23 protein-coding genes and 1 tRNA gene are annotated in these 19,851 nt (G+C 35.7%); 12 read left to right on the plus strand and 12 right to left on the minus strand.

Features of this window, described 5'->3' with window-relative positions; all coding sequences use genetic code 11:
- Nucleotides 1-6 precede the first annotated feature (6 nt).
- From A3223_RS07040 to A3223_RS07050, 3 genes are read right to left on the minus strand one after another with little or no spacing between them, the layout of a single operon-like run.
- The gene (locus tag A3223_RS07040; RefSeq protein WP_084109714.1) at nucleotides 7-1,233 is read right to left on the minus strand and encodes an OmpP1/FadL family transporter; all 1,227 of its coding nucleotides are present in this window, start codon (nucleotides 1,231-1,233) and stop codon (nucleotides 7-9) included.
- Entirely contained in the window at nucleotides 1,230-2,081 is an 852-nt protein-coding gene (gene nfo, locus A3223_RS07045; protein ID WP_084109715.1) for a deoxyribonuclease IV, read from the minus strand. Before nfo ends, A3223_RS07040 begins: the two co-directional genes overlap by 4 nt.
- Complete coding sequence (locus A3223_RS07050) at nucleotides 2,078-2,548, minus strand: hypothetical protein (RefSeq protein WP_084109716.1); 471 nt, start codon at nucleotides 2,546-2,548, stop codon at nucleotides 2,078-2,080. The genes nfo and A3223_RS07050 overlap by 4 nt, the downstream gene beginning before the upstream one ends.
- A gap of 68 nt (nucleotides 2,549-2,616) precedes the next feature.
- Here A3223_RS07050 and A3223_RS07055 point away from each other — a divergent pair.
- A tRNA-Glu gene (locus tag A3223_RS07055) sits at nucleotides 2,617-2,691 on the plus strand.
- An 83-nt stretch (nucleotides 2,692-2,774) separates the two neighbouring features.
- Here A3223_RS07055 and A3223_RS07060 read toward each other — a convergent pair.
- Nucleotides 2,775-3,335 (minus strand): manganese efflux pump MntP, encoded by a 561-nt coding sequence (locus A3223_RS07060; protein ID WP_084109717.1) that lies wholly within the window; start codon nucleotides 3,333-3,335, stop codon nucleotides 2,775-2,777.
- Between the two features lie 108 nt (nucleotides 3,336-3,443).
- Here A3223_RS07060 and A3223_RS07065 point away from each other — a divergent pair, with 108 nt between their 5' ends.
- Nucleotides 3,444-4,193 (plus strand): DUF4197 domain-containing protein, encoded by a 750-nt coding sequence (locus A3223_RS07065; protein WP_084109718.1) that lies wholly within the window; start codon nucleotides 3,444-3,446, stop codon nucleotides 4,191-4,193.
- Nucleotides 4,190-5,071 carry a DMT family transporter gene (locus A3223_RS07070; protein ID WP_084109719.1) on the plus strand — a complete coding sequence of 294 codons (882 nt, stop codon included), beginning with the start codon at nucleotides 4,190-4,192 and terminating at the stop codon, nucleotides 5,069-5,071. Before A3223_RS07065 ends, A3223_RS07070 begins: the two co-directional genes overlap by 4 nt.
- Here A3223_RS07070 and A3223_RS07075 read toward each other — a convergent pair.
- Nucleotides 5,068-5,793 carry a class I SAM-dependent methyltransferase gene (locus A3223_RS07075; RefSeq protein WP_084109720.1) on the minus strand — a complete coding sequence of 242 codons (726 nt, stop codon included), beginning with the start codon at nucleotides 5,791-5,793 and terminating at the stop codon, nucleotides 5,068-5,070. The two genes, A3223_RS07070 and A3223_RS07075, sit on opposite strands and share 4 nt — an antisense overlap.
- Before the next feature lie 46 nt (nucleotides 5,794-5,839).
- Between A3223_RS07075 and A3223_RS07080 the strand changes: the two genes are divergently transcribed.
- Nucleotides 5,840-6,232, plus strand: coding sequence for an acyl-CoA thioesterase (locus tag A3223_RS07080; RefSeq protein ID WP_021090236.1), 393 nt, complete (start codon nucleotides 5,840-5,842; stop codon nucleotides 6,230-6,232).
- On the opposite strand, the gene A3223_RS07085 is transcribed toward A3223_RS07080, so the two are convergent.
- A complete protein-coding gene (locus A3223_RS07085) occupies nucleotides 6,223-6,582 on the minus strand; it encodes a Fur family transcriptional regulator (RefSeq protein WP_084109795.1) in 360 nt (119 codons plus the stop codon). The two genes, A3223_RS07080 and A3223_RS07085, sit on opposite strands and share 10 nt — an antisense overlap.
- Nucleotides 6,583-6,729: 147 nt before the next feature.
- Here A3223_RS07085 and A3223_RS07090 point away from each other — a divergent pair, with 147 nt between their 5' ends.
- The 4 genes from A3223_RS07090 to A3223_RS07105 are packed head-to-tail and all read left to right on the plus strand — an operon-like array spanning nucleotide 6,730 to nucleotide 10,764.
- On the plus strand, nucleotides 6,730-7,665 hold the full coding sequence (locus A3223_RS07090) for a metal ABC transporter solute-binding protein, Zn/Mn family (protein ID WP_084109721.1): 936 nt from the start codon (nucleotides 6,730-6,732) through the stop codon (nucleotides 7,663-7,665).
- Between the two features lie 3 nt (nucleotides 7,666-7,668).
- Nucleotides 7,669-9,174, plus strand: a complete 1,506-nt coding sequence (locus A3223_RS07095) for a nickel/cobalt transporter (RefSeq protein ID WP_084109722.1) — start codon at nucleotides 7,669-7,671, stop codon at nucleotides 9,172-9,174.
- Nucleotides 9,171-9,956 (plus strand): metal ABC transporter ATP-binding protein, encoded by a 786-nt coding sequence (locus tag A3223_RS07100; protein ID WP_084041801.1) that lies wholly within the window; start codon nucleotides 9,171-9,173, stop codon nucleotides 9,954-9,956. The genes A3223_RS07095 and A3223_RS07100 overlap by 4 nt, the downstream gene beginning before the upstream one ends.
- A 1-nt stretch (nucleotide 9,957) precedes the next feature.
- Nucleotides 9,958-10,764 carry a metal ABC transporter permease gene (locus tag A3223_RS07105; protein ID WP_084109723.1) on the plus strand — a complete coding sequence of 269 codons (807 nt, stop codon included), beginning with the start codon at nucleotides 9,958-9,960 and terminating at the stop codon, nucleotides 10,762-10,764.
- Here the strand turns inward: A3223_RS07105 and A3223_RS07110 are convergent.
- Complete coding sequence (locus A3223_RS07110) at nucleotides 10,745-12,076, minus strand: MATE family efflux transporter (protein ID WP_084109724.1); 1,332 nt, start codon at nucleotides 12,074-12,076, stop codon at nucleotides 10,745-10,747. The genes A3223_RS07105 and A3223_RS07110 overlap by 20 nt on opposite strands.
- 249 nt (nucleotides 12,077-12,325) lie before the next feature.
- A complete protein-coding gene (locus A3223_RS07115) occupies nucleotides 12,326-12,817 on the minus strand; it encodes a type II secretion system protein (RefSeq protein ID WP_257639272.1) in 492 nt (163 codons plus the stop codon).
- An 88-nt stretch (nucleotides 12,818-12,905) separates the two neighbouring features.
- Between A3223_RS07115 and A3223_RS07120 the strand changes: the two genes are divergently transcribed.
- Complete coding sequence (locus A3223_RS07120; RefSeq protein WP_084109726.1) at nucleotides 12,906-13,778, plus strand: cytochrome-c peroxidase; 873 nt, start codon at nucleotides 12,906-12,908, stop codon at nucleotides 13,776-13,778.
- Nucleotides 13,768-16,188 (plus strand): bifunctional diguanylate cyclase/phosphodiesterase, encoded by a 2,421-nt coding sequence (locus A3223_RS07125; protein ID WP_084109727.1) that lies wholly within the window; start codon nucleotides 13,768-13,770, stop codon nucleotides 16,186-16,188. The genes A3223_RS07120 and A3223_RS07125 overlap by 11 nt, the downstream gene beginning before the upstream one ends.
- A gap of 3 nt (nucleotides 16,189-16,191) precedes the next feature.
- On the opposite strand, the gene A3223_RS07130 is transcribed toward A3223_RS07125, so the two are convergent.
- A complete protein-coding gene (locus A3223_RS07130) occupies nucleotides 16,192-16,950 on the minus strand; it encodes an exodeoxyribonuclease III (RefSeq protein WP_084109728.1) in 759 nt (252 codons plus the stop codon).
- 53 nt (nucleotides 16,951-17,003) lie between these two features.
- Here A3223_RS07130 and A3223_RS07135 point away from each other — a divergent pair, with 53 nt between their 5' ends.
- Nucleotides 17,004-17,369 (plus strand): diacylglycerol kinase, encoded by a 366-nt coding sequence (locus A3223_RS07135; RefSeq protein WP_084109729.1) that lies wholly within the window; start codon nucleotides 17,004-17,006, stop codon nucleotides 17,367-17,369.
- 1 nt (nucleotide 17,370) lies between these two features.
- The gene (locus A3223_RS07140; protein ID WP_072594035.1) at nucleotides 17,371-17,598 is read left to right on the plus strand and encodes a replication/maintenance protein RepL; all 228 of its coding nucleotides are present in this window, start codon (nucleotides 17,371-17,373) and stop codon (nucleotides 17,596-17,598) included.
- Nucleotides 17,599-17,647: 49 nt separating this feature from the next.
- On the opposite strand, the gene A3223_RS09930 is transcribed toward A3223_RS07140, so the two are convergent.
- The 3 genes from A3223_RS09930 to prfA form a co-directional block, all read right to left on the minus strand.
- The gene (locus A3223_RS09930; protein WP_219336702.1) at nucleotides 17,648-17,803 is read right to left on the minus strand and encodes an FAD-binding protein; all 156 of its coding nucleotides are present in this window, start codon (nucleotides 17,801-17,803) and stop codon (nucleotides 17,648-17,650) included.
- A 207-nt stretch (nucleotides 17,804-18,010) separates the two neighbouring features.
- Nucleotides 18,011-18,430 carry a TOBE domain-containing protein gene (locus tag A3223_RS07150; protein ID WP_084109730.1) on the minus strand — a complete coding sequence of 140 codons (420 nt, stop codon included), beginning with the start codon at nucleotides 18,428-18,430 and terminating at the stop codon, nucleotides 18,011-18,013.
- Nucleotides 18,431-18,774: 344 nt separating this feature from the next.
- Nucleotides 18,775-19,842: a peptide chain release factor 1 gene (prfA, locus tag A3223_RS07155; RefSeq protein ID WP_084109731.1), complete on the minus strand. Its 1,068-nt coding sequence runs from the start codon at nucleotides 19,840-19,842 to the stop codon at nucleotides 18,775-18,777.
- Between the last annotated feature and the right edge of the window lie 9 nt (nucleotides 19,843-19,851).

Consider the following 19,851-nt stretch of genomic DNA (forward strand, 5'->3'; position numbering starts at 1 on the left):
CCCTAACTAAAATGTATATTTAAAAGTCGTACCAAGGATTTGGATCGTACCAGTATCAAATTCCCCTGACATTTTCGTAGCAATACTGTTGGTAATACCTGTCGCACGCTTCTTATCACGGTGTTGATAAACATATCCAAGTGCCATTTCAAGATTTGGCGTAAATTTATAATTTACTCCAAAAGAATATACCTTAGATGTAGTATTTGGAAGCTCTAATCCAGTATGCTTGCTGCTTGTAATGTCCTCATCATAGGCAAAGCCAGCCATTAGCCTAATTTTTTCATTTACATCATAGGCAAGGCCTAGTCTATATGTATTTGTATCTTTTGCATTTTTGACAACTGGGTCGTCCATGAATCTTGCAAAAGCTGGATGCGAGTGAGCTGGACCTTTATCCATGTATTCAAAGTCATAGCCTTTAAATTTAGACCAATAAGTCCTCTCAAAAGCTATCAAAAGAGTAAAATCGCTAAATTTATATCCAGTTGCAAGTACAAGCTGAGCAGGAAGTGGGATCTCGACTTTTGTTTTGCCATGGTAGCTTATAGGTAGGTTATAAAAATCAGCATCTGTATGGCCTTTAAGTTCTAAATTTACATTTGAGCGGTAAGTAACGGCAAAACTTAAATCCTCAATAGGTCTATAAGTAAGTGCAACATTATAGCCATAGCCCATACCATCGCCTTTTATCTCTCTGTAGCCTATCTGTCCAAAGTCACTTGCTATCTTACCTTTGGTGTAAACACCTCTAGCGCCAAGAGCAACGGCAAGTTTATCATTTATGCGGTAAGCCACAGTTGGATTTAGCTCAACAACTTGCAGCTTAAACCTTTTAGCGGTAAATGCGGTAGCTGGATCTTCCCATGATACACCAACAGCAGCAGGAACGGCAAGAGCTAAACCAAATTTCCAGTTTTCATAAATTTCTGGCGTTACAAAACTAAATGTACCAGCTAGCGAGTCAAATTTTTCTGACTTGTAGCTTTTGCCACTATCACTTTTAAACTCAAGCTTATTTATATGAAACCAGCCAAGCGTGCTTTCAAAATGGTGAAGCCCGTCTAAAAACATCATATTTGCAGGGTTAAAATACGCCGCGTCAGCCCCAAAACTAAAGGCTACGTTACTAGCAGCAAGACCTAAAGAATCAGCACTTTGCTCAGGAACTTTATAACCTCCAGCATTTAGCAAAGTAGATGCAATAATAATGCTTAATAGCACTTTTTTCATAGTTTTTCCTTTTCGAAATTTCTTAAAATTTTTATCTCGTCTTCCCAAATACTCTCATCAATCGTCTCTAATATTAAAGGAATTTCGCCTATTTTATCATCATTTATTATATTTTTAAAAGCACTAAATCCAAGCTCGCCTTTGCCAAGACTCTCATGTCTATCTTTTTTTGAACCAAGTCCAAATTTTGCATCATTTAAATGCATACCGGATAAAAATTTATAGCCGATGATCGCATCAAATTCTCCCATAGTTTTAGCATAAGCCTCTTTGCTTCTTAGATCATATCCAGCAGCAAATGCGTGACAGGTATCAAAGCAAACACCAACCCTACTCTCATCGTCTACTCGCTCTATTAAATAAGCAATCTGCTTAAAACTAAAGCCTAAATTTGAGCCTTGTGCAGCTGTATTTTCGATGACTAGCTTTACACCGCTTGTGCGTTTAAGTGCTGTGTTCATGCAGCTTGCGATATTATCTAGGCACTCTTTTTCGCTTATTTGTTTTAAATGTGAGCCTGGATGAAAATTTAAAAGCTCTAGCCCAAGCTTACTGGCGCGATCTATCTCATCCACAAAGGCTTCAAGCGACTTTGCTCTTGCCTCCTCATCTGGATGGCCTAAATTTATCAAGTAGCTACTGTGTGGCAAAACATGCTTTGTGCTTATGCCAGAAATTTTTAGGTTTTCTTTAAACTGCTCTATTTCACTAGCACTTAGCTCTTTTGCATTCCATTGGCGTTGATTTTTTGTAAAAAGCGCAAAGGCATTTGCTCCTATTTTTGCAGCATTTAAAGGTGCATTAAACACGCCTCCAGCCGCACTTACGTGAGCTCCTATGTATCTCATTTTAACTCTTTTATTATCACTCTTATTTTGTTTTTGCTATCTACAAATTTGACGTAGTTATCACAAACCTCGTATTTTATAAAATATGAACTTAGATCTTGACTAAAACCACACTCCGTATTTATCAAGCCTTTGCCATCATAAATCTTTTCTTTTTGTAAAATTTCTTCAAAAAGGCTCTCATAATGCGGGGCTAGAAAAAATTTCTCATTAAACTCGGTCTTGTTAAAACAAGCGCTATTTATGCAAATTTTATCTCTTATGTTTATGTTTGCGGTGTTTACACCAGAGCTATAAATTTGCAAATTTAGCTCATTTTTATATTTATGGAAAAATCCAACGTCATTTATCTTGATCATCGGAGAAAATAAAGTAACTTGAAAAGCTTGTGAATTTTGCGGTATTTTGGTAGCCACGCAGCCTGTAAAAATAAAAACAGACAACAAAGTAAATAAAAATTTTTTCAAAAATTTTTCCTTATTAATCTAAAATTAAGTATAAAAGAAATATAATCCCAACTTCATAACCGACATGTGGCCCATTCGTCTAGCGGTTAGGACATCGCCCTTTCACGGCGGTAACACGAGTTCGAGTCTCGTATGGGTCACCACTTCTAAAAATCAAAATCTTATCCATATAAGCTTTAAAATATAGTTAATCTTAAATATTATTTTTAATTGTTATTTTAAATTTTTATTGGACTGTGCCGCTTTCAATTAAATGCGTTATTAAAATTTTAAAACCTAGAAAAATTAATATCGCTCCTCCCAAAAAGAGCGCCTTTTTCTCTAAAATTTCACCCATAAATTTACCTATATAAAAAGCAATCAAACTTAATGCAAAGCAGACTACACCGATGATGAGCGAGCTTTGAAAGATATTTATCTCTTCAAAGCTAAGTGTGACACCAACGGCAAGAGCATCCACACTAGTAGCAAATGCCCCATACAAAATGGTCTTAAATCCTATCTTAAGATACTCACACTCCTCTTTGCTACAGGCCTCTTTTAGCATTTTAAAGCCAAGAAAACAAAGTATAAAAAATGCTATGAAGTGATCGATAGAGCTTATAAATTTAGCAAAGCTAATGCCTAGAAAATAGCCAAGAAGCGGCATGAGAAACTGAAAAAAGCCAAGCATAAAAGCGATAAATAAAATTTTGCCAAAGCCAAGGCTTTTATACCTTGCGCCGTTTGCCATATTTAGTGCCGCGCTATCCATGCTAAGAGCGAAGCTAAGAAGTAAAAGCTGCATAAATTCCCCTCAAAAAAGGGTGAATTCTAGTGCAAAAATATTAAATTTATTTTAAGCGTTTAGATATTTTTTGTATGATTTTGCTTTAAATTTAAAAAAGGAGAGAAGATGAAAAGATCACTTATTATTCTTTGTAGCGCGCTTGCTTTAAATTTACAAGCCGCAAGCATGGACGATATGATAAATAAAGGCGTTAAAATCGCCACTCACGCATCAAGTGGCGACTATAAAAGCTTAGTTAGCGAGGCACTAAATGCCGCTGTGAGCGAGCTTTCAAAAGAGGGCTTTATAAACAATGCCACAGCTAAAATCCCGCTTCCAAAAAGCCTTGAGATGGCGTCAAATTTAGCCAAAAAAGTGGGCGGCGAGAAGTGGGCGCAAGACCTTAGCAAGTCGATAAACAACGCTGCGACCACGGCTGTACCAAAGGCTGCTGAAATTTTTAGCGAGAGCATAAAAAATATGAGCGAGGCTGATGTCAAAAAGCTCTTTAATGGCGGCAGCGACAGCGTTACGAAGTATTTAGAGAAAAGCTCCAGCCAAAAGCTAAAGGCAGCATTTACGCCGATAATCAAGAAAATGATGAGTGATAATAGCTTTGCGACCGCCTATAATGGGCTAAATTCTTTCATCGGCGGCTCAGCAAAAAACAACGAAACGATAAAATCAGTAAAGAGCCTAGCTAAAAATTTAGGCGCAAGCGAATATGTGCCAGATGATGGCGAGAATCTAAACGCATATATCACGAGAAAGACGCTAGATGGGCTATTTAATGTGATGAGCGAGAAAGAAAAGGGGCTAAGAAGCGGCTTTAGCCTAGATAGCGGCAAAAAGGTGCTTGACTCGATCTTTAAATGAGAAATTTAAGCGCTCAAAATAGAGCCGACATCGCTCTTATCGTAGTTGCCATCGTTTGGGGCGCTACGTTTTTACCCATGGCAAACGCGCTAAAGACAAATGGCGTCTTTGTCATGCTCTTTTGCCGGTTTTTTCTCTCGGCTATCTTTATGGGCTTTGTCGCGCTTAAATTTACTAAGAAATTTGACAAAAATAGCGTCATCTACGGCGTTATCCTTGGCGCGGTGCTCTTTTTATCATTTGCCACGCAAACTTACGCTCTAAAGCTTACTTTTAGCTCAAGTGTTGCCTTTATTACAGGGCTTGAGTGTGTGATCGTGCCTTTTATGACAGCACTCATTTTTAAAAATAAAATAACTATTTTTGCTATTTTTGGTGCGCTTATTGCTATTTTTGGACTATGGCTTTTAAGTGGAGCCACTCTTGCCTTAGGAGCTGGCGAGGCACTTGCCCTACTTTGTGCCATATTTTATGCACTTTACACGAGCTTAAATGGCCACTTTGTAAGAAAATGCGAGCTTTATTTGCTTGTATTTGTGGTATTTCTCACCGTCTCTTTACTCTCATTTATCTTTGCATTTATTGAAGGTAGTGTGGTGCCAAATTACGATAGGGAATTTTTTATAGCAATTTTCATCACTGCATTTATTGGCACCATTTTTTGCTACTTTGTTCAAACCATCGCTCAAAGATATACAACAGCCAGTAAAGCAGCTTTATTTTTCTGTCTTGAGCCAGTTTCTGCTGGCTTTATCGGCTATTTTTTCGCTGGTGAAAAGCTAACACTCATACAAATTTTTGGCGCGATCTTAATAATCTTTGGAGTTATATTTAGCGAATTTGGTAAAAAATTTTTCTCTAGATCAAAACTAGTTTAAAATACAAAAAGCTTCATCTGCGACTCTATCTTTTCATCTATAAACTCGCCATCAAATCTCTCTTTTAACATCGCTAAAACCGCCTTTTCATCGTAGTTTTTAGCTCCGTTTATCTCAAGGTGCCAGCAGATGTTCTCAGCAGCTTCTTGCACACTTCGTCTTGCGATCCTTGTCTCATTTAAAATTTCACTCTTATAAGCGATCCCTTGCTCATTTAGCCACGCTTCAAGCCTATTTACAACATTTTTTTGAGAGAGAGTGCGTCCAAATTTTTTAAAAAATGGCTCAATCAAATCAGAGCTTCTAGGCTTATCCCAGCCAAGATAGAGTTTTTGTTTTGCGATACTATGAAATTTAGCAAAATCTTCATCGCTAGCAATCGCTGGACTCATCGTGCAAATTGCGATATCAAAGTGCTTTGCGAGCTTAAATTCTCTCCACGAGCAAACCTCACTAGTTAAATTTGTTACGCCAAATCTTTTAGCATCTTCATTTAAAATTTCTATCATATTTTTTGAGCTATCGATACCTGTTATATCTTTTGCAGTTTTTGATAAAAATATCGTCCAAACACCGGTACCACAGCCTATATCAAGAATTTCTTTACCGCTAAAATCAACTCCCCAAGCTAAGGCTTTAGCAAAAATTTGTTGCTGAATAGCACTTACTTTGCCATCAAACCTTTGATAATTTGACGCCTTTTTATCCCATAAATTTTGCATTTTAGCTCCTTATTTTTGGTTATAATTCTAGCAAAAAAGGCCAGAAATGAAAGATTTTATCTACAAAGTAATAATCCCACCACAAGCCATTGATATGCACGGACACATGAATAATGTCTATTATTTTACTCTTATGCAAGAGGCTGCATTTGCACACTCTGCTGCGGTTGGCGACACGGTCGAGGCGCAGTATAAAAGGGGAGAAATTTGGCTCATTAGAAAAAATGAAGCCAAATATATAAAAAGCGTAAAATTGATGGATGAGATAGAAATTCACACTTATACACAAGCTGAAGGCAAGGCGACTTCGTGTAGATATTTTGAGTTTAAAAAAGATGACGAGCTAATAGCAACTGGCAAGACCGAGTTTGTTTATGTTGATCTAAAAACAAATCGCCCAAAAGCCATTCCAGCTGAGATAATCGCTCTTTACTCGTGATCACACTCATCACAAACGCCTTTTATCACGGCGCTTTTTATATTTTTAGCGACGTTTAGATGTGGCATATCGATGTTTGTGACTTTATGACAGACATCGCAGATAAAGTACGCTTTTGCCTCATTTGCTAGTTCGTAGTAGCTTTTATGATTATTTTCGGTTTTTATGACAAGGCCTTTTTTTTCAAAAATTTCTATGCTTCTATAAAAAGTAGTTTTATTTGCATTAAGGCTTTCTAAAATTTCATCATAGCTTAATGGAGTTTTGGCATTTTGCAAAATTTCAACGAGCTTTATGCGAAAAGTAGTTGCTTTGATACTATGCTCTTCTAAGAAATTTCTCGCATTCATCCTTGCCCTTTTTATTTTTTGTATATTAACGCTAAAAGTTTTAAATTTCATTTAAAAAGCACTATATTTAGGCTTTCGTTCTTTAAGTTGCAACCAAGTTGCAATCTGCTAAACTTCCGCAATATTTTTTCAAACAAAGGAGAGATGGTGAGAAAGATTTTTGTTTTTTTAGCAGTTTGCGCTTTGTCGCTTTTTGCAAAGCCAGTTGTTACGACTAGTATATTGCCTACAAAATTTTTTGTTGAGCAGATCGCTGGTGATACACTAAGCGTAAATACAATGGTTGGCAAAGGTGCTGATCCGCACACTTATGAGCCAAAGCCAAAACAGATGAAAGAGCTTGAAAAAAGCGAGCTTTACTTTGCTATTGGTATTGAGTTTGAAGATACTTGGCTAGAGCGTTTTTCAAAATCTTTTAAAAATTTACACATTGTAAAAACACAAGAAGGCATCGAAAAGATAGCTATGAGTGATGAACACGAACATCATGAACACCATGAACATCACGAGCACAAGCACGAGGGCGAGCATAAACATGAACATCACGAGCATCATGACCATGACCACGAAGCTAGCGAGCATCATCACCATCATCATGACGGCCTTGATCCACACATTTGGCTTGATCCGATTTTAGTAAAAACTCAAGCTGATAATATTGCTAAGGCATTAATAGAGAAATTCCCGCAAAATGCAAAGCTCTATGAGGAAAATTTAGCTAAATTTAAAGCCAGCCTTGACGAGCTCGATAGTTTTATAAAAAATACTCTAAAAGATGTTAAAACTCGCGAATTTATCGTATATCACCCATCTTGGGGATATTTTGCAAAACGCTATAACTTAGAGCAAATCGCTATCGAGATAGAGGGCAAAGAGCCAAAGCCAGCTGAGCTAAAAGAGCTCATTGAAGAGGCTAAAGAGCACGGCGTAAAGGTTATTTTCGTGGCTCCACAGTTTCCAACAAAGGCTGCAAATTTAGTAGCAAAAGAGACTGGCTCAAAGGTCATAAGTATTGACCAGCTCCCAGAAAATTGGCTAGATGAGATGAAAAAAACAGCAGAAATTTTTGCTAAGAGTCTATAAAAAATGTTAGCACGCCTGATTGTCATTTGCTTCTTTGCTATAAATGCCTTCGGGTGTGCTCTTTGCTCGCTTTATAGCCCGACCGCTCACGTGAGCGTAAAATTTGACTCAAACGAAAACAATATCACTACAATTGCTTTTTCATGGACATTTTCACAAAATTTCTCAGAGCTTATGAGGCAAAATTTTGACCTAAATCAGGATGAAAAGATAGATGAAAGCGAGATCAAAAAGATCCGCTTAAATTTACTTGATTATCTTGTGCCAAGGCACTATTTAACGAATATTGAGTACTTTTACAAAGATGAAAATGCCACGAAGCTTGAGCTAAATTTAAAAAAGTATAAACTCTATTTTGATGAGGGTAGATTAAAATTTGATGTTAGTTTTAAGACAAATTTGCTTATCAAAGATGGCTTTGTGGTGTCTGTTGAAATGGACGACAAAGAGGGATATTTTAATTTTAAATTTACACAAAACAACGCATTTTTGGTATCAGATCAGTTTTGGACGATACCAAATCCAAATGCAAATTTAATATTTTTTACATTTTCAAGTAAGGCTGCAGCCAAAGCTCATAACGAAAAGCCTGCGTTAAAAGAGCTTCTAAAAGAGCCAAACTCGGTAAATTTTGAAGATGAAAATTTAAGCCAGGTCGATAAGATCGATGAAGCTAAGTTTGATCTTGTTTCAAAAACAAGTCTAAGCATGCTTGATAGATTAAAGCAAATCCTAAGAAATTTTGATCAAAAAAGTCCGCTAACTCTGCTATTTTTAGCGCTAATATCATTTGGTTATGGCTTTTTACACGCTGCATCTGCTGGACATGGCAAGGTGCTCACAAGCTCTTATTTTGCCGCAACTGGTGGAAGCTACGCCAAAGCCTTTTTCTTCTCTTTAAAGATCGGATTTTTACATGTTGTGGGCGCGTTTATTTTTGTGCTTGCTAGTTTTATGATATTGCGTGAGATCAGTAGCGATCTGACAAAAGATACAGCAAGCGTTACGACAGCATTTTCTGGCGTTATTATCTTTTTTGTAGCGATTTTTATGCTTTATAAAAAGGTCAAAATTTATCTTTCAAGCAAAAAAGAGTTAAGTAAATTTTATATTTTTAGCTCAAGTTTAAGCCAAAATTTGAGTAAAAATACAAAATTTACTAGCGACTGTGGCTGTAACATCTGTACTACAAAAAAACCAAAAAGCAAAGAAGAATGGCTGGTTGCAGCTGCTGCGGCACTTATTCCTTGTCCTGGTACGATACTTGTCTTTGTGCTAGCAAATGAGCTAGGCAGCTATTTTGCAGGCGTTATAAGTGGCGTATTTATGGCGCTTGGCATGAGCGCAGTGATATTTTTAGCGGCTGTTTTTGGAGCCAAGATAAATGAGAGCACAAACATTAAGCTAAAAAAGTTTAAAATCTATGCCGAATTTATGGCTCTTAGCGTTATGCTTTGGCTTGGACTTTTTATTTTTACTACGACATTTACGCAAAAGAGTCTGTTTTGAAAGAAATTATAAAAATTAAAAATTTAAACTTTAGCTACGATAAGCAAGTGGTTTTAGAAGGTATCAATTTAGATTATAGTAGCGATGAGTTTTTAGCTATTATCGGTCCAAATGGTGGTGGCAAAAGCACGCTTTTAAAGCTTATCTTAGGACTACTTAAGCCTCAAAGTGGCGAGATAAAGCTCTTTGGAAAAGAGCCAAGCGAAGTCAGTAAATTTATAGGTTATGTGCCTCAAAATTTTCTCTCAAATCAAAGCTTTCCAATGATGGTTTTAGAAGTAGTTTTAATGGGGCTAATAGACAAAAAAATTTTTGGTTTTTACTCGCGAGGTGAGAAACAAATGGCTCTTGCTGCCCTTGAGAAAGTTGGCATGAAAGAATTTGCAAGCGCTAGAATTGGCGAGCTAAGCGGTGGCCAAAGACAACGTGTGTATATCGCAAGAGCGCTTTGTGCAAATGCAAAAGTTCTCGTTTTAGACGAGCCAACAGCCAGTATCGATACAAAGGGTCAGGCTGAAATTTATGAAATTTTAAAAAATATAAATGCAAGTGGTGTTGGCGTAGTTTTGGTAAGTCACGATCTAAATATCGTGCTAAATTATGCTACAAAAATTGCCTATGTGAGTAAAAATTTACATATTCATAAAACTCATGAAGATACTGCAAAAAGAGAATTTATAGAGCATTTAGCAAAATCTCATAGCCATTTTTGCGATGTCGAGATCGCACTTGGCGAATGTGAGTGCAAAATCAAAAGTAATGTTTTTAAGCTAAAGAGATAAAATGAGTGAAATTTTAGAGTTAAATTTTATGCAAAATGCCTTTATTGCTAGCATTTTAGTTAGTATTATTTGTGGGCTCATAGGCTCGCTCGTTGTTATAAATAAAATGACTTTTATCGCTGGCGGCATCGCGCACGGAGCATATGGCGGCATAGGACTTGCCTTTTTCTTCTCGCTTGAACCACTTCTTGGTGCTAGCATATTCTCACTCTTTTTAGCCCTTATAATCGCTACTATCACGTTAAAAGATAAAACCAACATCGACTCAGTTATCGGTGCTATTTGGGCATTTGGCATGGCTATTGGTATCATTTTTATCGATTTAACTCCGGGATACAATGCCGATCTTATGAGCTATCTTTTTGGCTCTATCTTAGCAGTAAGCGGGCAAGATATAACATTTATGAGTATTTTAGACATCTTATTTTTAGCACTCATTGCCCTTTTTTATCGTCAATTTGTAGCTATTAGCTTTGATGCAGAGTTTGCAAAGCTGCGCGGCGTAAATACAACATTTTTTCACTATTTATTAGTGTGCATGATGGCACTTTGTGTAGTAGCTACGATTCGTGTTGTGGGGCTGATTTTAGTCATCGCTCTTCTTACTATACCGCCATATTTAGCACAAATTTTTGCCAAAAGACTGGGGCTGATGATGCTAATCTCCACTATCTTTTCAGTCGTTTTTTGCTTTAGCGGTCTATTTATTAGCTTTTATTTTAACCTAACAGGCGGAGCTAGCATAATCTTAGTTGCTTCACTTTGCTTTTTTGCTTTTTGTTTTAAATTTAAAAGCTTACGCCAGTAGCCCTTCTTAACTGATAAAGTGTCCAAAAAACGAAGCAAATAGCTGTGAGATAGACGCTAAAAAATAGAGCCAGCCATATAAATTTTATCTCAAGACCAAAATAGAAGACTACCACGTAAAAAAGTGATCCTTGAAGCACAAATTGCCTAAATCCATTTAGCAAAAAGATGGCCACTGGGCGTTTTACGGCCTGAAGAGTGCTGCCTGAGACATTTATCGCGCCATAAGCTACGTAAGCAAGAGAATTTATACCAAGATAAAGCCCTGCTATCTCCAAAATCGCCGGCGTATCATCAAAAATTCTTATCATATCTTCACCAAAAAATCTAATAAAAACGCAAGCAAATACACAATAGATAAGCAAAAAAAGAAGCGAAATTTTATAGCATTGCTTAGCTCTTTTAAAATTTTTAGCGCCATAGTTTCTTGAAACGATACTTAAAACTGCTGCGGCCATACCAATGGTAGGCAATACCAAAATTTGCTCTATCCTTAAAGCTATACCATATCCTGCTACGGCATTTACGCCATAGTAGCTTATAAATTTTAAAAGTACAAGTGAGCCAAGCGACATCGATAGATAGTTCAAACAAGCTGGTAGAGCTTGCTTTGCAATCTTTGCCCAAATACCAAAATTTGGCACAAAATAGCTTAAATTTCTTGGCTCGATCATCTTAGCTTTTTTAACTTTTGCAAAAAGGTAGATCATGCCCAAAAGCTGAACACTAGCTGTTGCTAGAGCAAGTCCTTTTACGCCAAGATCCAAAATGAATGCAAAAAAGTAGCAAAAAAATGCATTGATAAAAAGGCCATAAAATAGCCAATCGCGGTAACTTTTTGTATCTCCAAGTGCCACAAGCACTCCGTTTAGAGATTTGATAATCAAGAAAAATGGTGCAGCAAGAAAGATAACACCTGCGTAATCAAGTGCCTCTTTTAAATAGTTATGATCAGCCCCTAAAAAAGTGAGCAAGTTTGGTGCTAAAAAATAGCCACAAAATCCCATAAAAATAGCAAATGCTAGCACAAAGATAATTCCATTTGCCGCATAGAATTTAGCCATTTTTATCTTTCCTGCTCCAAGGCTATTGCCTATTAGCGCAGTTAGTGCTGAGCCAAAACCAAGCCCAATGCCTACAATACTTAGATAAAGCAAAAAGCTCATAGCCATACCAGCTACGGCAAGGGTAGAAATTTTTGCTGCAAAAAAAGTGCCAGTAACGTTATAAAGAGTATTAAACATTATTGCGGTGCCGGCTGGAAGCGAAAGCGAAATGATGAGCTTATTTAACGGGTCTTTTAGTAAATCCATGGCTTGATTTTACGTTTTTTATCTTTAAAATTTGTAAAGGATAAAATCAATTAAATTTAATAAAAGGCCATTACTCATTAGCATAGTTAGGATTGATATCTTTTGGTGATGTATTAACTCTTAGAAAGCTTTTAATCTTATGTGTATTATTTATGTAAAAGAAAATTTGTATTTATATCAATCTTTGTTATATTAAAAATTTAGTAATACAAAAATCATAAAAAGCAAGGAAAATACCTTGCTAAAATTTTATTTATATTTTATGCCCATGCCGCCAAATTTAAGCGTATTAGCTGTCTTATTATCGCTACTTTCGATTAGAGCTTTAACATCTGCCAAGCCAGGTAATTCCCAAACTTGTTTGCAAAGGCCATCTGTTTTTATGGTGATGCCTATCTCTCCATTAGTATTATTTCCAGTACCTACTTCTAGGCATTTATCATTTTTTGCATTTACTGGATTTTTAACATTCGACATCTTCTTAACAGCATCTGCACCAGAAGCAAATTCGCCTTGAGAAGTATAGTAAGAACCCAAGTCCGAAATAAGTGTTTGTATATTTGAAGCAGTTTTTGATATCTCTGCATCATCCCTTGTTGCAGCTAGTTTTGGTATAGCAACCGCAGCTAATATACCCAATATAACGATCACGAAGATCAACTCAATCATCGTAAAGCCTTTTTTCATGACTTTCTCCTCCCTGAAATATAAATATTTTCTAAATCGAGCGAATTGTATCATAAATTTCAAAAAAACAATAAAATAATGTACTATATAAAAAATCAAAAATTTGCCGATATAAAAAAGAAGATTAAAATTTAGGGGCGTTATGAAGGGCGTTATACTTTGTCTATTTATCATCACGATTTCATTTTGCAAATATGAATCCTACAAACCTCTTACGGTAGTAAAATATAATGAAGAAAAGGCTCTGCTTGGCAAAAAACTCTTTTTTGACAAAAGACTAAGCCCAAATGAAAACTACTCTTGCCAAACTTGTCACAACTTGTACTGGAATTTAAGCGGAAGCAACCAAGATAGCATGGAAAAAGGCACTTTAAATCCTCCAACCATATTAAATGCTGCAGCAAACTATCTGTTTTATAGCGATGCAAAGATTAGCAATTTAAAAGATCAAGTAAAAGAGTCCATAACTTCTAGAATAGAACTAAACTCGGATAACGACAAGATAGTGGATTCTGTAAATAACATCTCTGAGTACAAAATTTTATTTAAAAAAATTTATAATGACGGTATTAATTTTGATAATATTGCAGATGCAATAGCTGAGTTCGAAAAGGCTGTCTTGAGTGTTGATTCGCCATTTGATCGTTTTATATCAGGTGATAACAATGCCATAGATGATAGCGCAAAGAAAGGATTTGAGATATTCAATAATATAGGCTGTGCCGCTTGTCACAATGGTAGAAATTTAGGAGGAAATTTGACACAAGATATTGGACGAGAAAGAATTTCTGCCCTAGATGCAAACAAAAGATTAAGAAGAGTGCCATCACTAAGAAATATTACAAAAACTGCCCCATATTTATCTCATGGAGAGATAAATGATCTAAAAGAGGCTATAAGCTTTATTGGTAACTATCAGCTAGGATATGAGCTTAGCAAATATGAAATTGATGCTTTATACTCATTTTTTCTGACACTAAATGGTAAAAAGCCTAGGATACTAAATGAGTACTAAACGAACAAGAACCGTACTTAGCTTCTTAGTAGCTATATTTTTCATTAGTGCATTTTTTATATATAAAGCAAATATAGCTATTGGTGCAGCTCATAAATTTGATGATGGAATTTTAAATCTAAAATTTATAGACAATGAGATAACTTTTTCTTTAAATAATATTTATGATGTCTCGAACTACGACAAACTCAACGCTGATATAAATTCTTTTGATACAAATTTGAGCAACCTTTCAATGCTTAGCGATGAAATGATATTGTTTCATCAAAATGAAATAACAAAAGATCTACAAAATATAAGAGATGTATTTATTAAAAAAGTATTTTTTACACAAAGATCAGCTTATGTAAACTCATCTATAGATTCTTATATCCAAATAAGTCAATATGAGATACAAAATATCGCGCTTCCAAATAAGCTTGAGCCTATATTTTATGCGATAAAAGGTGCTTTGATGCTTAGTCCTGAAGTAATAGATGATATTTCAAAGCAAATAAAAATGTATAAAAACGAGTATAAAGATAACCAAAAAGCTCAAAATGTATTAGACAAGATACTTTATGCAACTCAAGCTACAAAAACTTTACGTACAATCTCAAATAGTGTAAAAGAGCTACATCTTGATAATCTGATAGAAAATTTTAGAAACAAAATCCTAGAATTTCACTCTGATGAGGTGAATAACGCAAAAATAGCTCAGATAATTTGTCTACTTACATTTATAATATTTTGTGCATTTGGCCTCTATCAAATCAAAATGGCCTCAGAGCGTTTAAGGCAAATAAAACTCTTAAGATCCACGGTTGAAAACGATCATAGCTCTGTTGTCTATTGCGATAAATACAATAGAATTTCATACGTAAATAAAACCTTTGAAGAAAAAACTGGCTACAAGCTAAAAGAAGTAATAGGCAAAAACCCTAGAATGCTAAAATCATATATGCACCCGCAAAGCTTTTATGAGTCCATAAAAGAGGCTGTGCAAAAATCTCTACCTTGGGAGAGCGATGAGCTTATAAGTAGAACAAAAAGCGGTGATTTTTTATATGAAAAGGTAAAATTTTCGCCATTTTTCTTTAAAAATAAATTTGAGGGCTATATAGCGGTAAAACTTGATAGGACTAAAGAGACGCTGATACTAAACGAGCTGACTCAAAAAAATGAACAAATAAAAATACAATCTTCGATCGATAAGCTAACAGGATTTGGTAACTACTTTGCTTTAACTGAAATTTTAGACGCACAAAAAGATGGAGTGCTAATTTGCTTAAGCATTAAAAATTTTAAAATTTTAAGATTCTTTTATCAAACTAAGATTATCGATGCAACGCTAAAAGCAGTAGCTGATACACTAAAGCTTTGTATAGATACTTCTGAGATAAAAGCAAAGCTATTTAGATTTCAAGATGACGCATTTTATATGTGGTATGAAGGCGATAATATCGTAAGAGATATTGAATATATTAGAGAATATTTTGGCTCAAATAGGATAAATGTCGCTATTGATGAAAAATTTGAAAATTTACCAGGCATAAAGATAGTATTTGGTGTTTCATTGCCAAACGATACCCCACAAACTAACCGCCTAATGCAATCAGTCCTTGCAAATCAGCTCGCAATAGAAAATGGTAGCAATATTTACTACTATCTAGAAAATGACGCCATTGAGATGAAATATCACAAAAACCAGCTAGCAGTTCAACTAATCGAAGATGCGTTAGAAAACGATAGAGTCATCGTAGAAGCACAAGGCATCTTTAACTTAGAAGAAAATGAGACCGAAGCAAAATATTATGAAGTTTTGGTTCGTATAATCGATCAAAATGGTAAGATACACTATCCGGGCGAATTTTTAGATATTGCTATGAAAACGCAACTATATCCGCAAATAACCAAAAAGGTGATAAGTCTTGCGTTTGATCTAGCTAAAAGATATCCAGATTATATGTTTTCTATAAATTTATCAATTACCGATATTGCTGATGCTAGTATGAGAGAGCTTATAGAGAGCAAGCTAAACGAGTGCAAAGATCCTAATAAAATTTGCTTTGAAATGCTAGAGAGCGAAGAGCTTAGCGACTATGTTGCGGTAAATTCTTTTATAAAACGCGTCAAGGGCTATGGATGTAAAATTTCCATTGATGACTTTGGCTCAGGGTACTCAAACTATTACCGAATTTTGGAGCTTGATATAGACACCATAAAGATAGATGGCTCGATAATCAAAAAGCTTCCATTTGATGAAAATGCTAGAGTTCTAGTAGAAACCATCGTAAGCTTTGCAAAAAAGCAAGGCTACAAAATAGTAGCCGAGTTCGCAAGCTCAGAAGAAATTTTAAACCAAATCAAAAATTTTGGAATACCTTACGCACAAGGTTTCTTACTAGGCAAGCCTCGCAGAATGGAATAGTGGCTAAATTTCTATATCTATCCCAACTGGGCAGTGGTCGCTACCTGTGATCTCTGGCAAGATAAATGCGTCTTTTAGCCTATCTTTTAATCCTTGTGAAATAAAGAAATAATCAATTCTCCAGCCGACATTTTTCGCCCTTGCGTTAAAGCGGTAGCTCCACCACGAGTAAGCGTCCGTAATATCGCCATTTATGGCTCTAAAAGTATCTATAAAGCCACTTTTTAGCACCTCATCTATCCACGCTCGCTCAATAGGCAAAAAGCCGGAAGTTTTGGCATTTGCTTTTGGATTTTTAAGGTCGATCTCGCGGTGAGCGGTATTTACATCACCACAAAATATCACCTCTTTGCCGCTTTTTACAAGCTCTTTGCAGTAAGCTAGAAATTTCTCATAAAAATCCATTTTATAGGCTAGGCGCTCGTCATCCTTTTGGCCGTTTGGAAAATAGATATTAAAAAGCACGATATTGCCAAATCTATGTTCCAAAACACGCCCCTCCGTGTCGTCGAAAAAAGCTGCCTTTTGTGTAGAAATGTCAAAATTTGCTAGGCTCATCACGCCAGAGTATCCGGCTCTCTCGCCTGAATTTACACTGATATCTTTAAAGCCAAGGTTATAAATTTCCTTTGGTACGTCACTTTCTTTGACCTTGATCTCTTGAAGTGCCAAGAAATCAGGCTTTATCTCATCAAGCCAACCAAAGCCATCTTTTGTTACAAGTGCTCTAAGTCCATTTACATTCCAGCTAATAAGTTTCAAATTTCATCCTTTTTTTAATTATAATTATGCCAAAAATCACAAAAAGGAAAATTATGAGAAACCAGCCAGAGTATAAATTTTTTAAAAATTTTGGCTACGCAAGAGAGGGTTTGGCTGAAATTTTCAAAAACGAAAAGAGCTTTAGGATAGAAATTTGCATATTTTTATTAGTAGCACTATCGTTATTTTTTTGGAATTTTGACCTTGTTTTTAATCTATTTTTGATCTTTAGCATGGCATTTGTGCTAGTTTGCGAGTACCTAAACTCGAGCCTAGAGCGAGTAACCGATCTTGCAAGCCCAGACTATCACGCCCTAGCAAAGGCGGCAAAAGATGCAGGAAGTGCAGCTGTGATGATAGCAAATTTCTTATGTGGCGCGCTTTGGTGCGTGGCAATAGGATATAAAATTTGGAGCTAGCATGAATGAAGAAATTTATAAGGCAATCATTGGCGAGAAAAAGGTAGAAATCATAAATTTGCTAGTTAAAAGCTGTGATGAAAATGGCTTTATTGTAGTAAAAATTTCAGAAATTTGCGAAAAGCTAGATGTGAGCAAACCAACCGTAATAAATACCTTTAAGCTGCTTGAAGAGAAGAAAATTTTCGAGCGAGTGAAAAATGGAGTTTATAGATTTAAAAATTTATAGTTAGTTTTAGCCGATAGTCTTAGCAGTGATTATGCCAAATATCAAGCGGTCAGTTATCAGACCCTAGACGACTAGCTCCGTAAACGCCACCAGTGATCTTGCCAGCTACATATAGATTTGGTATAGGCATAGCTGTTTGAGAGCTTATGACATGGACTTTTGTATTGATACTTAGACCACCTATTGTGTGGTGAACTTTTGGCATGCTACACTCTGCATAAAATGATAGATAGGCTGTAAAAGTAAAAAAATAATATAAATTTTCTTATAAAATTTTTAAGTAAATAGCTTTAAAAATATTCACTACGACTTATTTAAATTTATAACTTAGTTGATAAATTTTAGAGTATTTTGGTTTTAGTTTAAGAATAGATTTTAATTTAGAATGAACGGAGCAAAATTGCTCCGTAAATTATTTAACACCAACTATGATTTGAGTTGCTTTGATGATTGCAGTTACTTTATCTCCTGCTTTTAAAGCTAGGCTGTTAACTGACTCTCTTGTGATGATAGCTGAAATTTTACTGCCATTTACATCGATAATAACTTCAGCATTTACAGCTCCGTCTTTTATCTCGCTAACAACACCTTTGATTTGGTTTGTAGCACTAAGCTTGATGCTATCATCTTTTGAAACGATAACACTTGAAGCTTTGAATAAAAAGATAGCTTTTTTGCCAACTTTAAGATCAAGACCTTTTTCACTATCAACCGTAACAGTTGCTTTTAGCACCTCACCGCCTGTAAGCTTAGCAGATATTAGCGAATTTACCGCACCTGTTCTTACCTCTGTGATCTCAACATTTAGTTGATTTCTTGCACTTATTGACATTTTATCTCCTTGTTTTGAATTAAATTATGGTGAAATTGTAAGGTAGAATTATTAAGCAAAACTTAAAAACTATTTATACAAAATTATAATATCAAAAATAAAAATTTTATACTTTTAAATGCCATGGAAATCGCTATTTGAGAAATAAAATCTAAAAATTTAATTTATATTATTTTGAAAAAAATGAGAAAAAATATTACTAACTACTACTTCTAAATATCTATTTTTGTAAAATTCTTGTAAATTTGACTTTAAAGCTTGGTAAATTTAAAAGTATTTTAAGCTAAAGCAATATTTTTAAGTAAAGAAATAAATTATAAAATTTGAAATAGAAATTTGAAAGTTTAAATACCAGCTTCTAGCATAGCTTCTGCTTGATAATGCGTAATAAGTGGCTCAATGATCTCATCAAATAATCCCGCAGCCATAATCGCATCAAGGCGGTAAAGTGTTAAATTTATGCGGTGATCGCTTATGCGGTTTTGCGGATAATTGTATGTCCTTATCCTGCCAGAACGATCTCCGGTGCCAACTTGGCTCTTTCGCTCACTAGTCTCTTTTGCAAGTCTCTCTTGCTCTTGAAGCTCATAAAGTCTAGCCTTTAGCACCTTCATCGCAGCTTCTTTGTTTTTATGTTGGCTCTTGCCATCTTGGTTTGTTACAACAAGTCCTGTTGGTATATGCGTAATCCTAACAGCACTATCGGTTGTATTTACCGACTGACCGCCATGACCTGAGCTTCTCATAACATCAACTCTTATATCATTTGGATTGATCTCGATCTCACTATCCTCAACCTCTGGCATAATAGCCACAGTCACAGCTGAAGTATGCACCCTGCCCTGGCTCTCGGTCTCTGGCACACGCTGGACTCTGTGTGTGCCGCCTTCAAATTTTAGTCTTGAGTAAGCGCCTTTGCCCTTTATAAGCACGATGACCTCTTTAAAGCCGCCAGTGTTGCCCTCGCTTTGGCTAACGATCTCAAATTTATATCCACGAAGCTCTGCATATCTGATGTAAGCGTTAAAAAGATCTCCAACAAATAGCGCGGCCTCATCGCCACCAGTACCTGCACGAATTTCTAAAAATATATTTTTATCATCGTTTGGGTCTTTTGGAAGAAGTAAAATTTTAATCTCTTCTTCAAGCTTCTCTCTTGAAATCTCTAAATTTTTAAGTTCCTCTTTTGCTAACTCTCCAAGCTCAGAGTCATCTAGTAAAGCTTTGTTCTCATCAATGTCATTTAAAATTTGTAGATATTTTGTTGCAGCAGATGCAACTGGCTCGATAGATGATTGCTCTTTTGAGAGCTTTGTCATCTTTTCGATATCGTTTGCTATATTTGGATCGCTAAGAAGCACAGAAATTTCATTATAGCGATCCAAAAATGGATGAAGTTTATCAGCAAACATTAAATTTTA

Source organism: Campylobacter concisus (genome assembly GCF_002092855.1).
GTDB classification, from domain to species: domain Bacteria; phylum Campylobacterota; class Campylobacteria; order Campylobacterales; family Campylobacteraceae; genus Campylobacter_A; species Campylobacter_A concisus_AI.

Excerpts from the sequence above, each read along its gene's own strand:
- A3223_RS07140 (WP_072594035.1), top strand. The coding sequence starts at position 17,371 with ATGAATGAAGAAATTTATAAGGCAATCATTGGCGAGAAAAAGGTAGAA.
- A3223_RS07135 (WP_084109729.1), top strand. The coding sequence starts at position 17,004 with ATGAGAAACCAGCCAGAGTATAAATTTTTTAAAAATTTTGGCTACGCA.
- A3223_RS07080 (WP_021090236.1), top strand. The coding sequence starts at position 5,840 with ATGAAAGATTTTATCTACAAAGTAATAATCCCACCACAAGCCATTGAT.
- A3223_RS09930 (WP_219336702.1), bottom strand. The coding sequence starts at position 17,803 with ATGCCAAAAGTTCACCACACAATAGGTGGTCTAAGTATCAATACAAAA.
- A3223_RS07065 (WP_084109718.1), top strand. The coding sequence starts at position 3,444 with ATGAAAAGATCACTTATTATTCTTTGTAGCGCGCTTGCTTTAAATTTA.
- A3223_RS07120 (WP_084109726.1), top strand. The coding sequence starts at position 12,906 with ATGAAGGGCGTTATACTTTGTCTATTTATCATCACGATTTCATTTTGC.
- prfA (WP_084109731.1), bottom strand. The coding sequence starts at position 19,842 with ATGTTTGCTGATAAACTTCATCCATTTTTGGATCGCTATAATGAAATT.
- A3223_RS07060 (WP_084109717.1), bottom strand. The coding sequence starts at position 3,335 with ATGCAGCTTTTACTTCTTAGCTTCGCTCTTAGCATGGATAGCGCGGCA.
- A3223_RS07105 (WP_084109723.1), top strand. The coding sequence starts at position 9,958 with ATGAGTGAAATTTTAGAGTTAAATTTTATGCAAAATGCCTTTATTGCT.
- A3223_RS07115 (WP_257639272.1), bottom strand. The coding sequence starts at position 12,817 with ATGATACAATTCGCTCGATTTAGAAAATATTTATATTTCAGGGAGGAG.
- A3223_RS07095 (WP_084109722.1), top strand. The coding sequence starts at position 7,669 with ATGTTAGCACGCCTGATTGTCATTTGCTTCTTTGCTATAAATGCCTTC.
- nfo (WP_084109715.1), bottom strand. The coding sequence starts at position 2,081 with ATGAGATACATAGGAGCTCACGTAAGTGCGGCTGGAGGCGTGTTTAAT.
- A3223_RS07040 (WP_084109714.1), bottom strand. The coding sequence starts at position 1,233 with ATGAAAAAAGTGCTATTAAGCATTATTATTGCATCTACTTTGCTAAAT.
- A3223_RS07075 (WP_084109720.1), bottom strand. The coding sequence starts at position 5,793 with ATGCAAAATTTATGGGATAAAAAGGCGTCAAATTATCAAAGGTTTGAT.
- A3223_RS07070 (WP_084109719.1), top strand. The coding sequence starts at position 4,190 with ATGAGAAATTTAAGCGCTCAAAATAGAGCCGACATCGCTCTTATCGTA.
- A3223_RS07110 (WP_084109724.1), bottom strand. The coding sequence starts at position 12,076 with ATGGATTTACTAAAAGACCCGTTAAATAAGCTCATCATTTCGCTTTCG.
- A3223_RS07150 (WP_084109730.1), bottom strand. The coding sequence starts at position 18,430 with ATGTCAATAAGTGCAAGAAATCAACTAAATGTTGAGATCACAGAGGTA.
- A3223_RS07085 (WP_084109795.1), bottom strand. The coding sequence starts at position 6,582 with ATGAATGCGAGAAATTTCTTAGAAGAGCATAGTATCAAAGCAACTACT.
- A3223_RS07125 (WP_084109727.1), top strand. The coding sequence starts at position 13,768 with ATGAGTACTAAACGAACAAGAACCGTACTTAGCTTCTTAGTAGCTATA.